The following is a 23,825-nucleotide window of genomic DNA, read 5'->3' on the forward strand; positions in this document are numbered from 1 at the left end:
AAAAAAATGCAATTTTTTTATTGAACTGAATATTTGGAATATGAATCTCTAGTCCAATAATATTAGGAGAGCCAGTGACATTTTTCAGTGATGATTTATAGTGTTTTCGATTGGGAAAATAAGGGTTGCACTGGGTTTGACCTCGGGCAAAACCAGTTATGATGAAAATTTGCTCTAGGGCAATCCCAATCGAACATACATTTTTCATTTAGTGCTATAATATTGCACGGTAAAATTCTGTTTGAATTGAAATTATGGAATCATTGAACTTCTTGAAAATCTAATATTATGTTGTCTTTGCGTAGCGGCTGAAGTGACTCTGAACTAAACTAATTAGAAGTCCATTTCTCATTGCCAAATGACAAAATCTTGAGACCAATCAATAGTTTTGTATTATATAGATCATAGATAGGTACTAGGAACAACTTTTTTGAGAAATTAGGTATATGCACCAGATCTTAAATGAAATTAATTCCGTCTGGAGTAGGTACATGTTTTCCATAACTCGTCAACGCCAGTATTTTCTTTTTTCGGCACTACTAGATTCCAACATAATAACTCTAACTCGCAATCTGTTGTCCACTCACAGAATCACCTCACGCGACGTTTATATCCACCATTTTCATGATTTTTTTCAATTTTGCTAATGCACCAAAATTGCACTATACAAGCACGAGCTCAAAGACCTCGTGCCGAAAAATCTGCACTTAGTGCAAAACTCATTGACCCGGTTCCCCAATCGAACATAAAAATCATGTCTAAAACTGTCACCCCGTGGCTTGACCACGGGGTCCAGAAAAAATTAAAAAGCCTAACTGGATGCCGTGGTCAAGCCCACTACTGTACGAACGTTGAAAAAAGGCTGTGTCATGCCGTGACTTGATCACGGCATCCAGGAAAATAAAGCCATATTAGACTTATTTTAGAATCTTTTTATGATATTATAAGCTGGATTCCGTGGTCGTAGCCACGGAATGACAGAATTTTTACCTCTTTATTTAAACGTTCGTACAGTAGTGGGTCAAGCCACGGCATGACACCGATGCGTTTTTAAAAATACTCAAAATATAGTAATTTTTGATGTCATTCCCGCGAAAACGTATGGGTGTCAACTTAAGGAGCAAAAACGTAAGCTGTCATGGCGAGGAGGGACGTAGTCCCGACGTGGCAATCTAGGCTATCCCGAATGTAATGAGGGATTAATTAGAATATTAAACAAGTTTAGTATAACTGGATTGCCACGTCGGGACTACGTCCCTCCTCGCAATGACGGTATTTTTTGCAACGTTTTTGATCCACATAATTTTTTACTAGGAGTTAAATAAATGAATATTATTGACCAGTTTGAACAGGAACATATTTCCCGGCTTATCGCAAATAAAAAAATTCCTGCTTTTAACGCCGGTGATACCGTTAAAGTTACCGTCAAACTAATTGATAGATCAATAGAGAAAGACGGTAAGGAAAAAATAATTGAAAGATTTCAAGCTTACGAGGGCGTAGTAATCGCTAAAAGAAATAGAGGAGTTACTTCTTCTTTTCTAGTGCGTAAAATTAGCCATGGCGAAGGCGTAGAAAGGCGCTTTATGACCTACTCGCCGATAGTACACTCTATTGACGTAGTAAAATACGGCGTGGTTCGTCGTGCTAAGCTTTATTATTTAAGACAAAGAAGCGGTAAATCAGCCAGGATTAAAGAAAGGTTTGTGCATGCTAGTAAGAACCCTAAAGCTAAAGCTGTTTAATAGAAAATAGTATTATTGGATGTATGTCATTCCTGCGAAGGCAGGAATCCAGGTTTTTCTTTGTCATGCTGAAACAAGTTTAGCATGACGAGTATTAGATTGCCGCGTCTAGGCTTAAGCACCTCCTCGCAATGACATCATACTATAATACTCACAATATTCCCTAATCGGACAAATAGCACATTCCGGTTTTCTGGCTTTACAAATATATCGCCCGTGTAATACCAACCAGTGATGGGCATGTGCCAGCCATTTCTTACCGATAATTTGCAATAATTCGGCTTCCACTTTTCCGGGACTATTACCTTTGGCAAGCCCTAGCCTTTTTGCTACTCTAAATACATGAGTATCAACGGCTATGGTTGGCTGCTGAAATAAACAATTTAATATAACATTTGCTGTTTTTCTGCCTACTCCCGGCAATTTAATTAATTCTTCAAAGCCGTGCGGTACGCGGCTGTGATAATTATTTATTAGTAGGCTACACAAAGAAATTATATTTTTTGCTTTAGCGTTAAATAACCCGATAGATTTGATATAATTTTTTAGCCCTTCTTCGCCGAGCCGTAAGACTTTCTCCGGCGTGTCGTAAACCTCGAATAAGGATTTCGTCGCTAAATTTACCGATATATCAGTAGCCTGCGCCGATAATATTACCGCTACCAATAAAGTAAAATCATTCTTATATTCTAATTCCGTTTTAGGATTTTCATTATTATCGCTTAAAATTTTAAAAATTTTATCAACCCATAATTTATCTTTTATTTGTGCTTGCATAATACGCTATTAAAATGGTAAAATTTGACTTTCAAGAATAAACCTCTTGCATAACTTGCTTCTAAAGGTAATTTGTACGTCAATTCGATGCTCGAATCCTCACGTTACTTGCGTGTACGTTGCGGTTCTGCGCTTCGTGTTTCCTTCAAATTCCTCTTTATTAGCTACGTTATGCAAGAGGTCTAATTAAAGTTTACTAGGTTTTAAGATGACTGAAAACAAAAATTTTGCCAATAAGAATTTTGAATTTATAAAAAATGAAATAGACAATAATAATGTTGTGCTATTTATGAAAGGCACTAAAGAGTCGCCTATGTGTGGGTTTTCCGGTAGTGTGGTTGCTATTTTAGAAAAACTAGATGTAGAATTTCGCGATATTAACGTGCTTAGCGATCCGGAACTTCGGGAAGCTCTAAAAATTTTTAGCGATTGGCCGACCTTTCCACAACTATATATTAAAGGGGAATTTATCGGCGGTTGCGATATAGCCAAAGAAATGTATCAAAGCGGCGAACTTGCAGCGTTGTTAGTGAGAGTTTAAGAGATATTTTCTCGCACCTGTATTAGTAGAATGCATTTTGAGCAAACATCCCCGATGTCATTCCCGTGAAAACGGGAATCCAGGCTTTTCTTTGTCATGCTGAACTTGTTTCAGCATCTCTTGTAGTAGATCCTGAAATAAATTCAGGATGACTTTTGAATATTTCTCCGGATTCCCGCCTTTAGCTAGAATGACACCGAGAGCGTTTTTAACCATCCACGCAACAACGCTTGTAGCTTCTCGCAATGACGTTTTAGGTATCCACGCAACAACACCGGCTTGACCCACTACTGTACGAACGTTGAAAAAAGGCTGTGTCATGCCGTGACTTGATCACGGCATCCAGGAAAATAAAGCCATATTAGACTTATTTTAGAATCTTTTTATGATATTATAAGCTGGACTGAAGTGGTCGTAGCCACGGAATGACAGAATTTTTACCTCTTTATTTAAACGTTCGTACAGTAGTGGGCTTGACCACGGTATGATATTGTATTTATAATAACTATAAAAAATTAAAACCAATGAATAAAAATTTAATATATCCCGAAATTAACAGTAAAGAGCTACCGCCGAAAAGACTAGCGGTATTATTGCACGGCGTCGGTTCCGACGGTCACGATTTGATAGGGCTGGTGCCGTATATCAAAGATGATTTACCGGATTGTTATTTTATTTCTCCGCATGGGGTTGAGCCTTACGATATGGCACCTTACGGGCGGCAATGGTTTAGTTTGCAAGATCGCACTCCTCATAAAATGCAAAAATTACTGGAAAATAATGTTGCGCTTCTTGCAGAGATAATTAAGCAAAAACAAGCCGAGTTAAACTTGACTAATAAAGATACTATTATTATCGGTTTTTCTCAAGGCACGATGATCGGGCTATATTTAACGCTTGCTAGCCAAGAGCCGTTTTTATGTAGTATAGGTTTTTCAGGATTACTAGTTGCACCGACTGAATGCATTAATAAATCGACTCCTATTTGCTTAATTCATGGAGAGCTTGACGAGGTAGTTAGCATTAGCGAAATGGATAATGCCGCAAAATATTTATCCAAATATCAAATACCTTATGAAAGCCATAAAATTCCCAGGCTTGCCCACTCTATTGACGCAAAAGGGCTAGAATTCGCAATTAATTTTATTAAAAAACAATAGCGTTGTTGCCTGGATTGGAAAAATCTATAAACTCGTCATTGCGAGCGAGGATTGTTGCGTGGCTTGACATAAGTAGCAGTATGTCATTCCTGCTTTAGGTGCGGAATCCGGGCTAAAAAACCTTAACTTATAAGGCTTTTTTCTATATAATTGTAAGTTATCGTTACATCTTTAGTTTAATTTTTCTGGATTCCCGCCCGCGCGGGAATGACATAAGGGGCAGCGGGAATGACATCGAAAATTCAAGCTATGCAATAACGCCTTTAGTCGCTCGCAATGACGCGGTGTTAATCAAGCTATGTAACAACACTAAAAACAATAGGATAAATGAATGGATATTTTTGGCAATAAATTAGCAGATACTGATAGAGAAATTTACGAAATAATTAATAGTGAAAAGCATCGACAAAGAGACGTGGTTGAACTTATTGCCTCGGAAAATTTTACTAGCCGTGCCGTGCTAGAGGCTCAAGGCTCGGTACTTACTAATAAATACGCTGAAGGTTATCCTGGGAAGCGTTTTTATAACGGTTGCGAGGAGGTAGATAAGGCAGAGCTACTCGCCATAGAGCGAGCAAAAAAATTATTTAATTGTCAATATGCCAATGTTCAGCCTCATTCAGGCTCGCAGGCTAATCAAGCAGTTTTTTTGACGTTATTACAGCCGGGCGATACTATCCTTGGTATGTCTCTAGATAGCGGCGGGCATCTGACGCATGGAGCAGCTCCAAACATGTCCGGTAAATGGTTTAACGCGGTTTTTTACAGCGTTGATAAAGACAGCTATTTAATCGATTATGATGAAATAGAAAAACTAGCAATATTACATAAACCAAAGCTAATTATTGCCGGTTATTCCGCTTATCCAAGAAACTTAGATTTTGCCAAGTTCCGAGAAATTGCCGACAAAATAGGTGCATATCTTATGGCAGATATTGCTCATATCGCAGGACTTGTGGCTGTTGGTGAGCATGCAAGCCCTTTGCCCTTTGCACATATTGTAACTTCCACTACCCATAAAACTTTGCGAGGTCCAAGAGGTGGCTTAATTTTATCGAACGACGAAGAGCTTGGGAAAAAAATCAATCTTGCTTTATTTCCCGGAATACAAGGCGGGCCGTTAATGCATATTATAGCTGCCAAAGCCGTAGCCTTCAAGGAAGCCTTACAGCCTGAATATAAAAACTACATAAAGCAGGTTTTAAGTAATGCTAAAGCTCTAGCGCAAAGCGTGCAAGAAAGAGGATATGATATTTTAACCAAGGGTACCGATAACCATATCGTGTTAATAGATTTACGCAAAGACGGTATCACCGGCAAAATAGCCGCCAACTCTTTAGATAGAGCAGGCATTACCTGCAATAAAAACAGCATCCCGTTTGATGAAACCTCGCCCTTTATTACCTCAGGAATTAGGCTCGGCAGCCCCGCTTGCACAACTAGAGGATTTAAGGAACAAGAATTTATATTAGTCGGACAAATGATCGCCGATATATTAGATAGCCTTAAGGACCATCAAGATAATAGCGAATGCGAGAGAAAAATTCACGCACAAGTAAAAAATTTAGTCAAAAACTTTCCTTTTTATAGTATACTCAAATGATGCAGAAGAGTATTTAAGTTTTTGGAAGTTGTAAAAGTATAGTTATGAATACAAAATTAGTCTTTCCGGGATTTTCGTTAGAAGTAATTAATTTTCTTCAACAATTACAAGCTAATAATAACCGTCTATGGTTTAAAGAAAATAAACATATATTTAAGGATTTATTAGAGCCGGCAGCTAATATATTTGTTGAACAAATGACTCAAAATCTTCAGGAAATTGCCGAAGAACCTATGCAAGGCAAGATTTTTCGTATTTATCGTGATGTACGCTTCAGTAAAAATAACACTCCTTACGACCCGTCTTTAAGAATAGGATTCACCCGCCTAAATACTAAGCAAGCTCAATGTAGTGATTACCCTATGTTTTATTTCTCACTACAACCGGACAAGCTTATTCTCGCTTGCGGTCTACGTGAGTTTTCTAAAAATGGGTTAATTGCTTACCGCGAAGCGATAATTGATAATCAAAGAGGGGCAAAGCTTGAAACTCTTCTCAACAGCTATATCAAGAAGAATTTCAAACTTGATCCGCCGGACTTAAAAAATATACCAAGCGGTTACGATAAAGATCATCCTAGAGAAAATTTATTGCGTCGTAAAAAGCTTGCTATATGGAGTTATTACTCCTCCCTAGATAACATTACTACCCCGAATGCCCTAAAATTTTGTCTTGAACAATATCGTATTATGCAACCTATTTATGAGTGGCTAAAGATACTCACTAGCTTTAGAGAAGAATCAGCTATGCGTAAATATAGCTTCGCTTATTAAGGTCTATATACAGCGTCATCGCGATCGCTTGATACAAGCGAATTTTTCGGCATTCGCCTGTGCTCACGTACTTTAGTACGGTAGCTTAGCTCTTCCTCAAATTCATCTTGTCTGAAACTTTCTGAATTTAGCTGTACCTAGCGAAACCCGTCATTGCGAACGACTGGAGGCGTTGTTGCGTGGATGGTTAAATCGCTTAAAACTTGTCATACCGTGGTCAAACCCACTACTGTACGAACGTTGAAAAAAGGCTGTGTCATGCCGTGACTTGATCACGGCATCCAGGAAAATAAAGCCATATTAGACTTATTTTAGAATCTTTTTATGATATTATAAGCTGGATTCCGTGGTCGTAGCCACGGAATGACAGAATTTTTACCTCTTTATTTAAACGTTCGTACAGTAGTGGGTCAAACCGGCATTGTTGCATGGCTCAAATTTTTGATGTCATTCTAGCTAAAGGCCATAACTGTCCGAAGTTGAAAAATTAAGATTATTAAATAGTACTTTTTTTGCCGTTAATGCTAAAAATACTACTATTTTGATATATAATAGAGTGAAAAACTCAAACAGTTTCTCTATTTATTTTTCAACTTCGGACAGTTATGGCTAAAGGCGGGAATCCAGATTTTTCTTTGTCATGCTGAACTTGTTTCGGCATCTCTTGCAAAAGATCCTGAAATAAATTCAGGATGACTATTATTTTCTAGATTGCCGCGCTCCTTGCAGTCGCTCGCAATGACGATTATGGTAACCACGCAACAACGCCTCTTCGCGGGAATGACATACTGCTGCTTTTATCGAACCCTGCAATAATGCTGGTCAAGTCACGGTATGACACCATACTTGTAATAACTATAATGCGGTAAATTATGAGCCACGCAACAACACCGGCACCTTACAATGCCTCGGTATAACAAATTTTAAGCGTTTTCTTGATCAAGTTTTGCCGCAAGCTTACGCATTTTATTCATATAGAAACCTGTTCCTGCCGGTACTAAACGTCCGACAATAACATTTTCTTTTAATCCAAGCAATTTATCCACTTTCCCGGCAATAGCTGCTTCGGTTAAAACTCTTGTAGTTTCTTGGAACGAAGCGGCAGAAATAAATGATCTAGTTTGCAGCGAAGCTTTAGTAATACCTTGCAATATTGCTTGAGCTTCAGCCGGTTTTAGATTGTTTTTAATAGCTTTCTCATTTATTTCGGTGAATTCACGACGGTCTATTTTTTCACCTATTAATAAGGTAGTTCCGCCGGAATCGGTAACTTCCACTTTTTGTAACATTTGACGAATTATTACTTCTATATGTTTATCGTCAATTTTTACACCTTGCAGGCGGTATACCGCTTGAATTTCTTTTACTATGTAATTAGCAAGTATTTCTACACCCATTACTTTTAAGATATCTTGCAATACCGGATTACCGTCAATTAATAAGTCACCTTTTTTAACAAAATCACCTTCATTTATTACTACGTGCTTACCTTTCGGTACCATATATTCAATAGGGGTTGAGCTATCACCTGGGTGAATAACTATACGCCTCTTGGACTTATAGTCTTTACCGAATTCAATTCTACCGTCTATCTCGGCAATCACGGCATGATCTTTTGGACGTCTTGCCTCTACTAGTTCGGCAACTCTAGGCAGCCCGCCGGTAATATCTTTGGTCATAGTCGATTCTTTCGGAATACGCGCTACTATATCGCCTACCGATATCTGCATTCCGTCTTCCACACTTAAAATTGCCCCGACCGGTAAGTAATATCTAGCTTCCAAGCCGTTTGATAACGTAATGACTTCTCCCTTGCTATCAAGTAATTGAATACGAGGGCGTAACTCTGCGCCGCGTGAATATTGCTTTGATTCAATGATAACTTTGCTGGCAATACCCGTTGCTTCGTCGGTTACGTCACGAATTGAAATACCCTCTACCATGTCCTTAAACAAGACTTTACCGGATTTTTCGGTAATAATCGGCACGGTATAAGGATCCCACTCAGCCAATTTTTGTGTTTTAGTAACTATATCCGTATCATCAACCAGCAATCTAGCACCGTACGGTATTTTATGACGAGCTTTCTCGTTACCTTTAGTATCAAGTAACAATAATTCACAGTTACGACTCATAACAATCTTGCGCCCTTCAGAATTAATAACTACGTTACGGCTTAAGATTTTAACTTTTGCATCGTAAGAAGCTTCTACCGAAGATACTTCCGCACCCTTAGTTGCCGCTCCTCCGATATGGAAAGTTCTCATAGTTAACTGAGTACCGGGTTCGCCGATAGATTGGGCGGCAATCACTCCGATAGCCTCGCCTTCGGCTACTAACGAACCGGTAGCAAGATCCCTGCCGTAGCAAGTACTACATAGACCGGTAGCACTTTCACACGTTAAAACGGATTTAACCATGAGCCTATCTAAGCCCGCAGATTCAATTTCTTCTAATTTAGCTTCGTTAATCAGCTCGCCCCTGCTAAGAATTAAATCATTAGTAACCGGATGATAGGTATTAATAGCAACGGTACGCCCTAAAACTTGGTCGGCAAGAGCTACCATAACTTCACCGCCGTCGATAATAGATTTTACTTCAATACCTTTATTTGTTCCGCAATCTTTTTCCGTAATGATACAATCTTGCGCAACGTCAACTAATTTTCTTGTTAAATACCCTGAACTTGCTGTTTTTAGAGCTGTATCTATCTGCCCTTTACGCATTCCGTTGGCTGAGTTAAAGCACTCAAATTCAGTCAGTCCCTCACGGAAATTGGAAATAATCGGCGTTTGAATAATTTGTCCGTTTGACTTAGTCATCAAACCGCGCATACCGCCTAACTGCTTAATCTGTGCAAAAGACCCCCTCGCACCTGAAATAGCCATCATATAAATAGAATTTATTTTTTGATGACTTGGATCATCATTAACCGCGAGCGTCGCAATTTCTTTCATCATGTCATTTGCCACTCTGTCGGTACATCTTGACCAAGAATCCACTACTTTATTATATTTCTCGCCGTAGGTAATTAAACCGTTAGAATATTGTTGTTCAAATTCTTTTACCTCAGTACGCGTTTCTTCTATATGAGTACCTTTAGATTTCGGTACGACCATATCATCCATCCCGAAAGAAATACCGGAAGAACAAGCATATTTAAAGCCGAGTTTCATTAATTGGTCGGCAAAAATTACCGTAGCCTTTTGACCGCAATGACGATATACCAAATCTATTACCGCAGATATATCTTTTTTAGTTAGCGGTTTATTAATAAATTTAAATCCTATGTTAGGACTAGCCGGCAATAATTCACCGACCATTAACCGCCCAAAAGTAGTATCAACTATAGTAGAGGTCATTTCTCCTTCTGCATTTAATTGATTCCGGCGAAATTTTATTTTTGTATGGATAGTTATAAATTTCTCATATAATGCATGTTCCATTTCCGCTAAATCGGCAAATATCATCCCTTCACCGACTTCATTATCAAAAGCAAGAGTTAAATAGTAAAGACCAAGGACTATATCTTTATCGGGAACAATAATCGGTCTGCCGTTTGCAGGGCTTAAGATATTATTAGTAGACATCATAAATACCCTAGCTTCAAGCTGCGCCTCAATCGACAAAGGAATATGTACAGCCATCTGATCACCGTCAAAATCCGCATTAAAAGCGGCACAAACTAACGGATGAAGCTGAATAGCCTTGCCTTCTATCAATAACGGCTCAAATGCTTGTATCCCTAGGCGGTGCAATGTAGGAGCTCTATTAAGCAATACGGGATGTTCCCTTATAACCTCTTCTAATATATCCCAAACTTCCGGTTTTTCCGATTCAACCATTTTTTTGGCCGCCTTGATGGTGGTAGCAATTCCATATAATTCAAGCTTAGAATAAATAAACGGCTTAAATAATTCTAGCGCCATTTTTTTCGGTAAACCGCATTGATGCAGTTTAAGCTCAGGTCCTACCACAATAACCGAACGACCGGAATAATCGACCCTTTTGCCTAAAAGATTTTGACGGAAACGTCCTTGTTTACCTTTTAACATATCACTTAATGATTTAAAAGGACGCTTATTTGCATTTTTTACTGCTTTTCCGCGACGACCGTTATCAAATAATGCATCAACCGATTCCTGAAGCATTCTTTTTTCATTTCTGACTATTATGTCGGGTGCTCTTAAATCAATAAGCCTTTTTAAACGATTATTTCTATTAATTACTCTGCGGTAAAGTTCGTTAAGATCAGACGTTGCAAATCGCCCGCCGTCAAGCATAACTAGCGGTCTTATTTCCGGTGGAATCACCGGTAGGACGTTCATAATCATCCATTCAGGCTTATTTTCCGATTCAAGAAAATCTTCGACTAATTTTAAACGCTTTACTAACTTTTTCTTTTTAACCTCTGAAGTAGTATTTAATAATTCTTCATATAATTGTTCTTTTAATTTGGGGAAATCTAGCTCGGTAAGCATTTGCTGAACAACTTCAGCTCCTATAGATGCAGTAAAACTATCTTCTCCGTACTTATCTTTAGCTTTCTGCAATTCTTCTTCCGATAAAAGCTCGCCCTTTTGAAGGACTGACAGACCGGGATCAACAACTACATAACTTTCAAAATATAATATCTTTTCTATATCTCTCATCGTCATATCAAGAAGCGTACTAATTCTTGACGGTAATGATTTTAAAAACCATATATGAGCAACCGGCGCAGCAAGTTCTATATGCCCCATTCTTTCACGCCTTACCCTAGAAACAGTAACCTCAACGCCGCATTTTTCACAGGTAATACCGCGATTTTTCATACGCTTATATTTACCGCAAAGACATTCATAATCTTTTACCGGACCGAAAATTCTAGCACAAAATAAACCTTCTTTTTCCGGTTTAAAAGTACGGTAGTTAATAGTTTCCGGCTTTGTTACCTCACCGAAAGACCACGAACGTACTTGATCGGGGCTGGCTATATTGATCCTTATTTGATCAAATTGTTGAGTACTACTCAATTGCCCGTAAAAATTTACCACTCCAGTCATAAATATTTTTCCTTAAAATTTATAAGACGGTTTATATTACTCGTATTTCGTATAAGGTCGTCATTGCAAGAAGGCATTGTTGGGTGGCTCATAATTATCGTATTATGGTTATTACAAGTATGGTGTCATACCGTGGCTTGACCCACTACTGTACGAACGTTTAAATAAAGAGGTAAAAATTCTGTCATTCCGTGGCTACGACCACGGAATCCAGCTTATAATACCATAAAAAGATTCTAAAATAAGTCTAATATGGCTTTATTTTCCTGGATGCCGTGATCAAGTCACGGCATGACACAGCCTTTTTTCAACGTTCGTACACTAGTGGGCTTGACCACGGTATCCAGTCTTTTTACTAAGATTTTTTCTGGATACCGTGGGAGGGGCCACGGTATGACAATTTTAAGCGATTTTAACCATTCCATGCAACAACGCCCCGTTTTCACGGGAATGACATCGAGAACGTTTCATCGTTCCACGCAACACTACCCATTTACAATCCCTAACTTGAAGTTGTATCCTCAAGTTTTACGTTAAGGCATAACGATCTAAATTCTTTTATCATTACATTGAAAGATTCAGGGATACCGGATTCAAAATTATTATCACCGCGCACTATAGAATCATAGATTTTGATCCTACCGTTTACATCATCCGACTTAACGGTTAACATTTCCTGCAATGTATAAGCAGCACCGTAAGCTTGCAGCGCCCAACATTCCATTTCTCCAAAACGTTGCCCGCCGAAATGTGATTTTCCGCCTAAAGGTTGTTGAGTTACTAAACTATAAGGACCGATAGAACGAGCATGAATTTTGTTATCGACCAAGTGATGTAATTTTAGTAAATATTTTTGCCCGACCGTAACTCGGCGATCAAAATATTCGCCGGTTCTACCGTCAATTAATTTTACTTGACCTGAAGTATCTTGATCGGCAAGCTTTAGCATTTCCTTAACGTCTTCAACTTTTGCTCCATCAAATACCGGCGTCGCAAAATATACCCCTTTACTATTTTCTCGACAGAAATTAATAATTTCTTCATCTGACATTTTTAGTATTTGGTTAGCAGTTTCACCGTATAAATGGGATATAAAAGATTTAACTTCCTTTATACTAATTTCTTCATTTTTATATTGAGTAACTAACCCGGATATTTTTTTAGCTAAATTGACCGATGCCCAACCGAGATGCGTCTCTAAAATCTGCCCGATATTCATCCGTGAAGGAAGCCCTAAAGGATTAAGCACAATGTCTACTACTGTCCCATCTTCTAAAAACGGCATATCTTCTTCCGGCATTATACGAGAAATAACCCCTTTATTACCATGCCTTCCGGCCATTTTATCGCCGGGTTGTAATTTATGTTTAGTAGCAATAAATACTTTTACTACTTTTAAAGCCCCTTGCGGTAAATCATCACCACTTTGCACTTTTTCAACTTTAGTGGTAAATCTTTTATTAAGAATATCTTTTTTCTCATCGTAATGATGTTTTATTTGCTCAATTTCATTCATTACTGTTGAATCTTCAACTATAAGCTGCCAGAATTGACCTTTAGATAAATCTTCTAACATTTTCTTAGTAATCTCTTGACCGGCTTTTACTGATTTAGGTCCGTTAACAATTACTTGCCCTGTTAGAATTTTTTCTAATCTGGCAAAAACAAAATGTTCAATAATTGCTAGCTCATCATCTCTATCTTTAGCAAGTTTTTCTATTTGTTGTTTTTCGATAGCGATTGCACGCTCATCCTTTTCAACTCCTCTACGAGAAAATACTCTAACTTCTACTACCGTGCCGCTAACCCCTGAAGGTACATGCAATGATGAATCTTTAACGTCAAAAGCTTTTTCTCCAAAAATTGCTCTTAATAATTTTTCTTCCGGCGTAATCGGCGATTCACTTTTCGGCGTTACTTTTCCGACTAGAATATCACCGGCTTTTACTTCCGCACCGACATAAATTATGCCGACTTCATCAAGATGGCGAAGGTTTTCTTCACTAACATTAGGTATATCACGGGTAATTTCTTCAGGTCCAAGGCGGGTATCTCTTGCGATTACTTCAAATTCTTCAATATGAATAGAGGTAAAAACATCTTCTTTTACTATACGTTCCGATATTAAAATTGAATCTTCAAAATTATAGCCGCTCCATGGAATAAAGGCAACAAGCACGTTTCTACCTAAAGCAATTTCACCGTTATCGGTACTTGGTCCATCAGCTATAATATCGTTTTTCTTAACATGATAACCGACCTTAACTAAAGGCTTTTGATTGATACAAGTATTATGGTTAGATTTCTGAAATTTTAATAAATTATAGATATCAACAGAAGGTGATCCATCGGCTTTTTGCTGAGTAGTTCTAATTACGATTCTATTTGAATCAACTTGCTCAACTATGCCGTCATGCAGAGCTAATACGGACGCCCCCGAATCCTTTGCTACTACCCCTTCAACCCCCGTACCGACAAAAGGCGCATCCGATTTAATTAAAGGGACTGCTTGCCGCTGCATGTTTGAACCCATTAACGCTCGGTTAGCATCGTCATTTTCTAAAAAAGGAATGAGAGAGGCCGCAATAGACACGATTTGCATAGGAGTGATATCAATAAAATCTACTTCATTCGGTTCCGTCAAAGCAAAATTACCGCCTTCAATCCGGCAATTAATAACTTCATCCTGTAATACGCCGTTTTTATCGACTTTAGAATTAGCTTGCCCGATTTTATATTTTCCTTCTTCAATAGCAGACAAGTAAACTACTTCATTAGTTACCTTACCGTTAGCGACTTTTCTATAAGGACTTTCAATAAAGCCGTGTTTATTAATTCTAGCATAGGTAGCCATTGAATTAATTAAACCGATATTTTGACCTTCCGGCGTCTCAATCGGGCAGATACGACCGTAATGAGTAGGATGTACGTCACGTACTTCAAAGCCTGCTCTGTCACGACTCAAACCGCCGGGACCAAGTGCCGACAATCTTCTTTTATGCGTGATTTCCGATAATGGATTAGTTTGATCCATAAATTGAGATAGTTGTGAGGTACTAAAAAATTCTTTTACTACGGACACTAAAATTTTAGAATTCACTAAATCATGAGGCATTACGGTATCAACATCACCCGCCGACATTCTCTCAACTACCGATTTCTCCATCCGAACCAGCCCTATCCTAAATTGATTTTCAATCAATTCTCCGACAGACCTAACCCTTCTATTACCTAAATGATCGATATCGTCGATAATTCCCTTACCGTCTTTCAGCTCTACTAAAACCCTTAAGATATTTTTAATATCATCAGTGGTAAGAACTGTATTTTCTTCAGGAATAGTCAACTCTAATCTGGAATTCATTTTTATCCGACCGACTTCGGAAAGATCGTATCTTTCAGGCTCAAAAAATAAATTATGGAACAAGCTTTCGGCCGCTTCAATATTTGCCGGCTCTCCCGGTCTTAATACTCTAACTATATCAAATAAAGCCGATTCACGATCTTGATTTTTATCGGCAAATAAAGTATTCCTTATATAAGGACCTGATTGAGGATTTATGACTAACACGCCGATAGACGTAATTTTAAGTTCGGCAATAACCTTTAACATATCGGCAGTGATTATTTCACCGACACTCGCCAATATTTCTCCGCTAGCCGGATCTACCAAATCTTCCGATAGATATTTACCGATTAGGGATTCATGCATTACTAAAATATGCTTTATTCCTTCGCTTGAATATTTTTTAGCTAAACGCGGAGTAACTTTTTGACCTGCCTCAAGTATTATTTCACCCGTATCGGCATTTATTAAATCAGTTGTTAAACGATGAGCAGTAATAGATTTCGGCATGAACTCAACCGCCCAACCTTTATCTTTCGCTTGATAAGTTACCGTCTGATAGTAAAATTTTATAATTTCACTAGTATTCATCCCTATTGCTCTAAGTAAAGTAGTAGCATAGAGTTTTCTTTTTCTATCTATTCTAAAATAAACGATATCTTTAGCATCAAATTCCAAATCAAGCCATGATCCTCTGTAAGGAATAACTCTAGCGGAATATAAAAGCTTTCCCGATGAATGTACTTTCCCCTCATCATGATAGAAAAACACCCCAGGGGAACGATGCATTTGAGAAACTACTACTCGCTCCGTACCGTTAATAATAAAAGTGCCGTTTTTGGTCATTAACGGGATATCTCCCATATAGACTTCTTGCTCTTTAATCCCCTTAATTTCCCTTGCGCCGGTATCCTCATCAATATCCCAGATACTTAATCTTAAAGTTACTTTAAGCGGAGCAGCATAGCTAAGACTTCTTTGACTACATTCTTCTACGTCATATTTCGGGGTATCAAATTCATATTTAACAAATTCTAAATTAGCAATATTTGAAGGGTCGGAAATGGGAAAGATAGAGTTTAATATGGATTGCAATCCTTTATTTTTTCTTTCAGGATCTTTTACCGTAAGCTGTAAAAAATTCTTCTCGTAGGAATTTTTTTGAATTTCAATTAAATTCGGTATATCCGCTACTAGATTTATATGTCCAAAATTCTTTCTTATTCGTTTACTATTCGACAAGGGCTGAGTTGTGATATTATCCCTTAATGAAGCCATATAATCTCCTAATAAAACTGTTGCCAACGTTATTTTAATAACAAAAATGAGCTATTTAGTATTCTCTAAATTAACCGGCGTTGTTGCATGGCTCGATCTTACCCCGTCATTGCGAGGATATGCTAGCTATCTTCGTGGCAATCGAGTCTTTGTCATGCTGAACTTGTTTCAGCATCTCTTGCAAAAGATCCTGAAATAAATTCAGGATGACTATTATTTTCTAGATTGCCGCGCTCCGCGCAAATGCTCGCAATGACGATTCCGGTAGCCATGCAACAAAGCCAAATTAACTATAATATTTTCTAATTGTGTACAGCTAAATTCAGAAAGATTTAGACAAGATGAATTTAAAGGTGAGCCTGCGCTAGCCGTTAATAATACGTGAGCACAGGCGAATCCAGAAAATTCGCTTGTATCAAGCTTTCTGAATGACGCTGTAATAACCCTAAAAAATAAAATATCTATAAGCTTCTTCTATACAAAAGAAATTTACAGAAACTTATAGATTTAACTTTAAAAAATTGGTTATACTAAACTATTACGAAACATAATTTTATATAAAAATAATATTGAGTTGCCGATTATATCAGCATTTTTATCAATATATTTTTTTACTTTTAACTAATTAATATTACAAAAATTTATTTTTATAATTTATTTTATTCTTTAGAAAAATCAGCATTTTATATTTAAATATATAATTTACTAAATTTTAATAATTTACAAAAGTGACTTTATTTACTTTAGCAAGTTAAATAATCTAAGTGCTATGCTATAGAGTTTGCTATCCTTAAATGGACGTTGTTGTATGGCTCGATAAAGCAGCAGTATGTCATTCCTAGCTAAAGGCGGGAATCTAGAAAAAATACTTAAAATAAACAAACTTATATAAAATATAAAAATTTACTATATAATTCGCTTAAATGCTTTTCCGGATTCCCGTTTTCACGGGAATGACATCAAAAATTCGAGCCATGCAACAACGCCCCTTAAATGCGGATAGGGCGACAAATTATCATAAAGCTGATTAAAATAAAACAATCAAGGGTAAGGGGACTTAACCTTGATTGTAAATTAAAGGCTCAAATAATAGCGAAAAGCTAACATTTTTAATGGCAATAACAGATTTAATAATTTTAAATAAAAATAACTATTTGAGGTAAGCCAAGATTTTTTTAATAAAAAATTTTATAAATTTAATATTAAAAAAATACGGCTACTAATTTATAATTAAGAACTAAATCTTAATTACTTTAATTCAACTTTTGCACCTGCAGCTTCTAAGCTTGCTTTGATTTTTTCAGCTTCTTCTTTATTTACGCCGTGTTTAACCGGCTTAGGAGCTTCGCTTACTAAATTTTTAGCTTCTATCAAGCCAAGTCCGGTAATTTCTCTTACTACTTTAATTACTTCTATTTTTTTATCACCGCTACTTACTAATATTACATCAAAATCTGTTTTTTCAGCAGCCGCTTCAGCAGCAACCGGCGCAGCAGCAGCCATTGCCACAGGTGCGGCAGCAGATACGCCCCACTCTTCTTCAAGAGCTTTTACAAGCTCAGCTGCTTGTATTAATGTCAGGGATGATAATTCTTCTTTAATTTTAGCTAATTTTGCCATAGTTTTTTCCTTTTTACTTTAATGTCTTAATTAATTTTTACTAACATACGCCTGTATCACTCTTGCCAAGCTTGATGCCGGCGCTTGTAATACACCCACTATTTTCGTAGCAGGAGCTTGTAACAACCCTATAATTTTACCTCTAAGCTCGTTTAGCGACGGTAACTTAGAAAGCTCTCTTATTGAATGTTCATTTAATAGTTGGTCATTAACTATACCGCCTACTATTTTAAGATTGTCATTAGATTTAGCAAAATCTACAACAAGTTTTGCTACTTCAACCGGATCTTTAGAATAAGCAATAGCAGTAGGACCGGCAAATAAATTAACGGCACCGTCTAGCCCCGATTTATTAGCAGCTATTTTAGCCAGAGTATTTTTAACAACTTTAAAACCGGCTCCTTTAACTTTAAGAGACTCTCTAAGTGAACTAATTTGACTAACCGTTAACCCATGATAATGAGCAACAATTACGGAAGTTGATTCCTTATAAACCTTTTCAAGCTCTTCTACGACTATTGGCTTTTCCGATCTTAACACTTTTTAATTCTCCTTGAATAGTATTACAATATACTGGCTAAATCTATTTTTACTGATGGTCCCATAGTAGAAGACAAATATACCGCCTTTAAATAATTTCCTTTAACACCGGCAGGCTTTGCTTTAATTACCGCAGTGATTAAAGCTTGTAAATTTTTTCGTAAATCTTGCTCCGGAAAAGATAATTTTCCGACACCTGCATGGATTATACCGGCTTTCTCTGCTCTATATTCCACTTGTCCGCTTTTGGCATTTTTTACGGCAGTCGTAATATCTAATGTTACGGTACCAAGCTTTGGATTAGGCATTAAACCTTTAGGTCCTAAAATTCTTGCAACCGAACCGATGACAGACATCATATCCGGCGTTGCTATGCAGACATCAAAATTAATTTTACCGGCTTTAATTTCTTCAATAATCTCTACCGAGCCGACCATATCTGCTCCGGCTTTCTTCGCCTCTTCTATTCTTTCTTCTTTGCAAATAACTGCAACTTTCACGCTCTTACCGGTACCGGCAGGCAAAGTAATAACTCCTCGTACCATCTGATCGGAATGCCGAGGATCTACACCTAATTTCATTACTATTTCTAAAGTTTCGTTAAACTTTACATATGATGCAGATTTTAAAAATTCAACACCGCTTGTTAAATTATATAAAGCGGATGAATCTACTTTTTGCCTTGCTTCTCTTATTTTTTTACCGCCGCTAGCTTTAGCGGTAACAATTTTTTTATTTATTGACATATGATTAATTCCCTACAACTTCCAATCCCATGGATTCAGCAGTACCGCGAATAATTTTCGCCGCTGCATTAATATCGTTAGTATTAAGATCAACTATTTTAAGTTTAGCAATCTCACGACAGTCATCCATAGTAACTTTCCCGATCACGACTTCTTTTTTAGTAGCTTTCGATCCTTTTTCAATTTTGGCATATTGCTTTAAATAATAAGATGCCGGCGGCGTCTTAATTTTAAAAGTAAAACTACTATCTTCATAAACGGTAATCACGGTCGGTAAAGGCGTGTTAGGCGCAATACTTTGTGTCGCGGCATTAAAAGCTTTACAAAATTCCATAATATTTACCTTCCGCTGACCGAGCGCAGGTCCGATAGGCGGGGCAGGAGCAGCCTTAGCTGCCGGAATAATTAAATTAATATAACCTTTTATTTTTTTCGCCATTGATAAATCCTTACTTTATTCACGTATGTTATTTGTGAGTTTTATTACTTTTTTTATATCATTCCAGACGTTTTTACTTATCGCTGCCGACTTTGTTGCATGACTCGATACAAGCAACAGCATGTCATTCCTAGCTAAAGGCCGGGCTTTGTTGCACGGCTCTAAAAAAGTGCCGTATGTCATTCCCGCGCAGGCAGGAATCTAGCCGTATTTATGTCATGCTGAACTTGTTTCAGCATCTTTTAGTAGATACTGAAATAAATTCAGGATGACTTAAAAAGTATTTTTCTGGATTCCCGTTTTCACGGGAATGACATCAAAAATTCGAGCCATGCAACAACGCCGAAGGCAATGCTCGCGTGGATACCGGAATCGTCATTGCGAGGAGGGACGTAGTCCCGGCGCGGCAATCCAATATAAACATATTTTTATACTAAACTTGTTTAGTATTCTAATTAAATCCCTCATTACATTCGGGATAACCTGATTGCCGCAGCCACTTCGTGGCTTCGCAATGACGGTGTTTTTTGCAACGATTCCGATCCACACAACAACGCCGCCTCGCAATGGCGATTTTTAACCTCGTCAATTTCTTCTTTTACAAAACTGTATAGTACTAATTTATTTTAGTTATTTTTTTTCACTTGCGTAAAATTTAATTCTATCGGAGTTGCTTTACCGAAAATTGATATTGAAACCCTTAACTTATTTTTTTCTTGATCAACTTCTTCGACCATACCTGCGAAAGTTTCAAATGGTCCCTCTGTAACTATGACCGACTCGCCGATTTCAAATAATTTAAAATCCTTAGCTTCTTTAGCTTCTGATTCCAACTTACTAAAAATATTCTGTATTTCGCTTTCAGTAAGAGCTTTTGGAGTAGTTTTACTTCCTAAAAACCCGGTTACCCCCGGTATATTTTTTACTAAATGCCAAGATTTATCGCTCATATTCATCTTTATCAAGATGTAGCTAGGCATAAATTTTTTTTCAGTCTTAACGTTTTTGCCTCGCTTAACCTCAGGCACTCCGAAAACCGGTACTAATATATCTTCAAAAAATTCAGACATTTTTTGCTTAAGTATCTTATCGAGTATCATTTGTCTTATGCGTTTTTCAGAACCCGATAATGTATGAATAACGTACCAACGCATTTCATGTTTTTGAGAATCAGTTAATGTATTACTAATGCTTTGCTCTGTCACAATTTTCCCTATTTACCGGCTATTTACCAATGTTAAGTAAAATTTGTATTATATTATGTATAGTGTAATCTAGTACTAAACAAATTAAGCTAAAAATAAAAACCGCGACCACTACTATCGATGTTGAAGCAATTAGTTCTTTTTTAGCGGGCCAAACAACTTTATAAGTCTCTTGTTTGACTTGCTCAAAAAATTTATAGATTTTATTTTCTTTAAACATATCCTAAATTGCTAATTCCAAACTATAGCTTCAACCATTAAGGTACAGCGTCATTCATAAAGCTTGATACAAGCGAATTTTTCCGGATTTGCCTGTACTCACGTACTCTAGTACGGTAGCTTAGCTCACCATTAAATTCATCTTGTCTAAACCTTTCTGAATTTAGCTGTATATACACTAAATTTTGCAAGTCTCGCTTGTGCTCACGTTATTTAGTATACGCGTAGCTTAGCTCGCTCTGAAATTTAATGTCTATACCTTAATGCTTTTTGCTATACAAATCAATTTTTTACTTCTGCCTAAAGGTGGCAGGAGCGACAGGCATCGAACCCGCAACCTCCGGTTTTGGAGACCGGCGCTCTACCAATTGAGCTACACTCCTATCATATTTTAAAAAATAAATCAATATATATTTATTAAAATCCAACTATAAAGGTCTCTAAAGTCCGTCATTGCAAGGAGGCACAGGCGTCGTTGCATGGCTCGAATTTTCGATGTCATTCCTAGCTAAAGGCGGGAATCTAGACTTTTCTTTGTCATGTTGAACTTGTTTCAGCATCTGCTTGTATTAGATCCTGAAATAAATTCAGGATGACTATAATTTTCCGGATTTCCGTTTTCACGGGAATGACACCGAAAATTCGAGCCATGCACCACCACCACTAATGCTTCACAATGGCGTTTTCTATTTCTTAGCTTTGATAGTATCCGCTATTTGAGCCGGTACTTGGTCATAATGAGAGAATACCATGCTATATTGAGCTCTTCCTTGAGACAAAGACCTAAGCATATTGACATACCCAAACATTTCGGCTAAAGGAGCATTGGCAGTAATTACTTGCGCATTAGCACGCGGTTCCATACTTTGGATCGATCCTCTACGGCTATTCAAATCACCGATAATATCACCCATATACTCATCGGCGGTAATAACTTCAACTTTCATAATCGGCTCAAGTAATTTTGGGCTACCTTTCGGCATACCTTCTCTGAAGGCAGCTTTTGCCGCAATTTCAAACGCCAAAACGCTAGAATCTACATCATGAAACGCGCCGTCAATTAAAGTAGCTTTAAAATCAATCATCGGATAACCGGCAATAACACCGGTTTCACGAATATTATTTAATCCCTTTTCAACACCGGGAATATATTCTCTTGGAACAGAGCCGCCGACAATTTTACTTTCAAAAATAAAAGTTTTATTTTTATCTTCATCTTTTAAGTCTTTTACCTCTTTTAGAGGCTCAAAAATAATCTTTACACGAGCAAATTGACCGGCACCGCCTGATTGCTTTTTATGTGTATAGTCAATTTCACAAGTCTTAGTAATAGTTTCACGATATGCTACTTGAGGAGCGCCTATATTTGCTTCAACTTTGAATTCTCTTCGCATACGGTCAATGATGATTTCTAAATGAAGCTCACCCATGCCCTTAATAACCGTTTGACCTGTTTCTTGATCGGTTGATACTCTCAATGACGGATCTTCAGAAGCAAGCCTTGCCAGTGCCACCCCCATCTTTTCTTGATCTGCAGTTGATTTAGGCTCTACGGCTAGCTCAATAACCGGCTCAGGGAACTCCATCCTTTCCAAGATAACTTGCCTATCGGCATCAGATAACGTATCACCTGTAGTGGTATTTTTAAGACCTGCTAACGCTACGATAGCACCTGCTCCCGCTTCCTTTACGTCTTCACGATCGTTAGCATGCATCAATAACATTCTACCGACTCTTTCTTTTTGTCGTTTTACGGTATTAATAACTGTTGTACCGACACTAATTTTTCCGGAATATATTCTAATAAATGTTAAAGAACCGACAAACGGATCAGTCATTACTTTAAAGGCTAAAGCAGAAAAAGGCTCGGTTACCGAAATTGGAAAATCCCGCTCTTCTTCCGTATCGACATCTATACCTTTTACCGTACCGATATCAACCGGTGAAGGTAAATAATCTACTACGGCATCTAACAAAGGCTGCACGCCTTTATTTTTAAAAGCACTCCCACATAAAACCGGATAAAATTTGCTTTCTATCGTACCTTTTCTTATTAACTTCTTAATTTCCTCTGCCGCTACTTCTTCGCCCGATAAATATTTTTCCATTATCCGATCATCTAAATCAGCAACCATATCAAGCAAACCGGCTCGGTATTTTTCAGCTAACTCTAACATATCCGCCGGAATTTCTTCGTAAAAATATTCAGCTCCTAAAGATTCATCTTTCCAGATCACGGCTTGCATTTTTACTAAATCTATTAACCCTTTAAAATGTTCTTCAATCCCGATAGGTAATTGTAGAACAAGCGGTTTTGCACCCAAACGATCTTTTATCATCTCTACACATCTGTAGAAATCCGCACCCATTCTGTCCATTTTATTGACGAAACACATCCTAGGCACGTTATATTTATCCGCCTGCCGCCAAACAGTTTCCGATTGCGGCTCAACACCGGCTACACCGTCAAATACCGCAACCGCACCGTCAAGAACGCGCAACGACCTTTCTACTTCGATAGTAAAATCAACGTGTCCCGGCGTATCGATAATATTAATTTGTTTCCCGTTCCATTCGCAAGTGGTAGCAGCCGAAGTAATAGTAATACCGCGCTCCTGCTCCTGCTCCATCCAGTCCATAGTCGCGCCGCCCTCGTGGACTTCACCTATTTTATGAGACTTTCCGGTATAATATAAAATACGCTCCGTAGTAGTCGTTTTGCCTGCATCAATATGCGCACATATACCGATATTACGAATATCGTTAAGCTTCGCTTTTTCACTCATTT

At 37.7% G+C, this 23,825-nt stretch carries 24 protein-coding genes, 1 tRNA gene and 2 pseudogenes; 5 read left to right on the forward strand and 22 right to left on the reverse strand.

The window, feature by feature from the left end:
* Window positions 1-208, reverse strand: a 208-nt coding sequence (locus tag AAHM91_RS10545; protein ID WP_342270780.1) for a hypothetical protein, incomplete at its 3' end; no start/stop codon positions are given.
* 1,117 nt (window positions 209-1,325) lie between these two features.
* Here AAHM91_RS10545 and rplS point away from each other — a divergent pair.
* Entirely contained in the window at window positions 1,326-1,745 is a 420-nt protein-coding gene (gene rplS / locus AAHM91_RS10550; protein ID WP_341793154.1) for a 50S ribosomal protein L19, read from the forward strand.
* Between the two features lie 114 nt (window positions 1,746-1,859).
* Here the strand turns inward: rplS and nth are convergent, their stop codons facing one another.
* Window positions 1,860-2,522: an endonuclease III gene (gene nth, locus AAHM91_RS10555; RefSeq protein WP_342270781.1), complete on the reverse strand. Its 663-nt coding sequence runs from the start codon at window positions 2,520-2,522 to the stop codon at window positions 1,860-1,862.
* Between the two features lie 32 nt (window positions 2,523-2,554).
* A pseudogene (locus tag AAHM91_RS10560) lies at window positions 2,555-2,708 on the reverse strand (palindromic element RPE1 domain-containing protein); the annotation flags it as partial.
* Between the two features lie 22 nt (window positions 2,709-2,730).
* Between AAHM91_RS10560 and grxD the strand changes: the two are divergent.
* On the forward strand, window positions 2,731-3,063 hold the full coding sequence (gene grxD / locus AAHM91_RS10565; RefSeq protein ID WP_253308431.1) for a Grx4 family monothiol glutaredoxin: 333 nt from the start codon (window positions 2,731-2,733) through the stop codon (window positions 3,061-3,063).
* Window positions 3,064-3,120: 57 nt separating this feature from the next.
* On the opposite strand, the gene AAHM91_RS10570 is transcribed toward grxD, so the two are convergent.
* The gene (locus AAHM91_RS10570) at window positions 3,121-3,384 is read right to left on the reverse strand and encodes a hypothetical protein (RefSeq protein ID WP_342270782.1); all 264 of its coding nucleotides are present in this window, start codon (window positions 3,382-3,384) and stop codon (window positions 3,121-3,123) included.
* A gap of 51 nt (window positions 3,385-3,435) precedes the next feature.
* Complete coding sequence (locus AAHM91_RS10575) at window positions 3,436-3,588, reverse strand: hypothetical protein (RefSeq protein ID WP_341793157.1); 153 nt, start codon at window positions 3,586-3,588, stop codon at window positions 3,436-3,438.
* On the opposite strand from AAHM91_RS10575, the gene AAHM91_RS10580 reads away from it, so the two are divergent.
* The 3 genes from AAHM91_RS10580 to AAHM91_RS10590 all read left to right on the forward strand — a co-directional run bounded on the left by AAHM91_RS10580 (window position 3,588) and on the right by AAHM91_RS10590 (window position 6,599).
* Window positions 3,588-4,223 (forward strand): dienelactone hydrolase family protein, encoded by a 636-nt coding sequence (locus AAHM91_RS10580; RefSeq protein ID WP_341793158.1) that lies wholly within the window; start codon window positions 3,588-3,590, stop codon window positions 4,221-4,223. The genes AAHM91_RS10575 and AAHM91_RS10580 overlap by 1 nt on opposite strands.
* A 331-nt stretch (window positions 4,224-4,554) precedes the next feature.
* Window positions 4,555-5,826 (forward strand): serine hydroxymethyltransferase, encoded by a 1,272-nt coding sequence (glyA, locus tag AAHM91_RS10585; RefSeq protein WP_342270783.1) that lies wholly within the window; start codon window positions 4,555-4,557, stop codon window positions 5,824-5,826.
* A 44-nt stretch (window positions 5,827-5,870) separates the two neighbouring features.
* Window positions 5,871-6,599, forward strand: a complete 729-nt coding sequence (locus AAHM91_RS10590) for a DUF2461 domain-containing protein (RefSeq protein ID WP_342270784.1) — start codon at window positions 5,871-5,873, stop codon at window positions 6,597-6,599.
* Between the two features lie 8 nt (window positions 6,600-6,607).
* On the opposite strand, the pseudogene AAHM91_RS10595 reads toward AAHM91_RS10590, so the two are convergent.
* From AAHM91_RS10595 to fusA, 17 genes and pseudogenes are all read right to left on the reverse strand, one after another.
* Window positions 6,608-6,736, reverse strand: a pseudogene (locus tag AAHM91_RS10595) (palindromic element RPE3 domain-containing protein); the annotation flags it as partial.
* A gap of 13 nt (window positions 6,737-6,749) precedes the next feature.
* Complete coding sequence (locus tag AAHM91_RS10600; RefSeq protein ID WP_341793161.1) at window positions 6,750-6,875, reverse strand: hypothetical protein; 126 nt, start codon at window positions 6,873-6,875, stop codon at window positions 6,750-6,752.
* A 647-nt stretch (window positions 6,876-7,522) separates the two neighbouring features.
* Window positions 7,523-11,644: a DNA-directed RNA polymerase subunit beta' gene (gene rpoC / locus AAHM91_RS10605; protein WP_342270785.1), complete on the reverse strand. Its 4,122-nt coding sequence runs from the start codon at window positions 11,642-11,644 to the stop codon at window positions 7,523-7,525.
* A gap of 284 nt (window positions 11,645-11,928) precedes the next feature.
* Window positions 11,929-12,069, reverse strand: a complete 141-nt coding sequence (locus AAHM91_RS10610) for a hypothetical protein (RefSeq protein WP_342270786.1) — start codon at window positions 12,067-12,069, stop codon at window positions 11,929-11,931.
* On the reverse strand, window positions 12,047-12,169 hold the full coding sequence (locus AAHM91_RS10615; RefSeq protein ID WP_342270787.1) for a hypothetical protein: 123 nt from the start codon (window positions 12,167-12,169) through the stop codon (window positions 12,047-12,049). Before AAHM91_RS10615 ends, AAHM91_RS10610 begins: the two co-directional genes overlap by 23 nt.
* Complete coding sequence (gene rpoB / locus AAHM91_RS10620; protein WP_342270788.1) at window positions 12,147-16,268, reverse strand: DNA-directed RNA polymerase subunit beta; 4,122 nt, start codon at window positions 16,266-16,268, stop codon at window positions 12,147-12,149. Before rpoB ends, AAHM91_RS10615 begins: the two co-directional genes overlap by 23 nt.
* 738 nt (window positions 16,269-17,006) lie before the next feature.
* The gene (locus tag AAHM91_RS10625; RefSeq protein ID WP_341793166.1) at window positions 17,007-17,150 is read right to left on the reverse strand and encodes a hypothetical protein; all 144 of its coding nucleotides are present in this window, start codon (window positions 17,148-17,150) and stop codon (window positions 17,007-17,009) included.
* A 366-nt stretch (window positions 17,151-17,516) separates the two neighbouring features.
* Entirely contained in the window at window positions 17,517-17,888 is a 372-nt protein-coding gene (gene rplL / locus AAHM91_RS10630; RefSeq protein ID WP_253308425.1) for a 50S ribosomal protein L7/L12, read from the reverse strand.
* A gap of 30 nt (window positions 17,889-17,918) precedes the next feature.
* The gene (gene rplJ, locus AAHM91_RS10635; protein ID WP_341793167.1) at window positions 17,919-18,428 is read right to left on the reverse strand and encodes a 50S ribosomal protein L10; all 510 of its coding nucleotides are present in this window, start codon (window positions 18,426-18,428) and stop codon (window positions 17,919-17,921) included.
* Between the two features lie 23 nt (window positions 18,429-18,451).
* Window positions 18,452-19,174, reverse strand: coding sequence for a 50S ribosomal protein L1 (gene rplA / locus AAHM91_RS10640; protein WP_342270789.1), 723 nt, complete (start codon window positions 19,172-19,174; stop codon window positions 18,452-18,454).
* 4 nt (window positions 19,175-19,178) lie between these two features.
* Entirely contained in the window at window positions 19,179-19,613 is a 435-nt protein-coding gene (rplK, locus tag AAHM91_RS10645) for a 50S ribosomal protein L11 (protein WP_253308422.1), read from the reverse strand.
* Between the two features lie 15 nt (window positions 19,614-19,628).
* A complete protein-coding gene (locus AAHM91_RS10650; protein ID WP_341793169.1) occupies window positions 19,629-19,796 on the reverse strand; it encodes a hypothetical protein in 168 nt (55 codons plus the stop codon).
* Between the two features lie 443 nt (window positions 19,797-20,239).
* Window positions 20,240-20,818, reverse strand: coding sequence for a transcription termination/antitermination protein NusG (nusG, locus tag AAHM91_RS10655; protein ID WP_342270790.1), 579 nt, complete (start codon window positions 20,816-20,818; stop codon window positions 20,240-20,242).
* Between the two features lie 19 nt (window positions 20,819-20,837).
* Window positions 20,838-21,038: a preprotein translocase subunit SecE gene (secE, locus tag AAHM91_RS10660; protein ID WP_253308420.1), complete on the reverse strand. Its 201-nt coding sequence runs from the start codon at window positions 21,036-21,038 to the stop codon at window positions 20,838-20,840.
* Window positions 21,039-21,075: 37 nt separating this feature from the next.
* Window positions 21,076-21,216, reverse strand: coding sequence for a palindromic element RPE3 domain-containing protein (locus tag AAHM91_RS10665; protein WP_253308419.1), 141 nt, complete (start codon window positions 21,214-21,216; stop codon window positions 21,076-21,078).
* Between the two features lie 128 nt (window positions 21,217-21,344).
* Window positions 21,345-21,420 (reverse strand) — tRNA-Trp (locus AAHM91_RS10670).
* Between the two features lie 303 nt (window positions 21,421-21,723).
* On the reverse strand, window positions 21,724-23,823 hold the full coding sequence (gene fusA / locus AAHM91_RS10675; protein WP_342270791.1) for an elongation factor G: 2,100 nt from the start codon (window positions 23,821-23,823) through the stop codon (window positions 21,724-21,726).
* Between the last annotated feature and the right edge of the window lie 2 nt (window positions 23,824-23,825).

Origin of the sequence: Rickettsia endosymbiont of Orchestes rusci (genome assembly GCF_964030945.1) — a bacterium.
Lineage (GTDB): Bacteria > Pseudomonadota > Alphaproteobacteria > Rickettsiales > Rickettsiaceae > Rickettsia.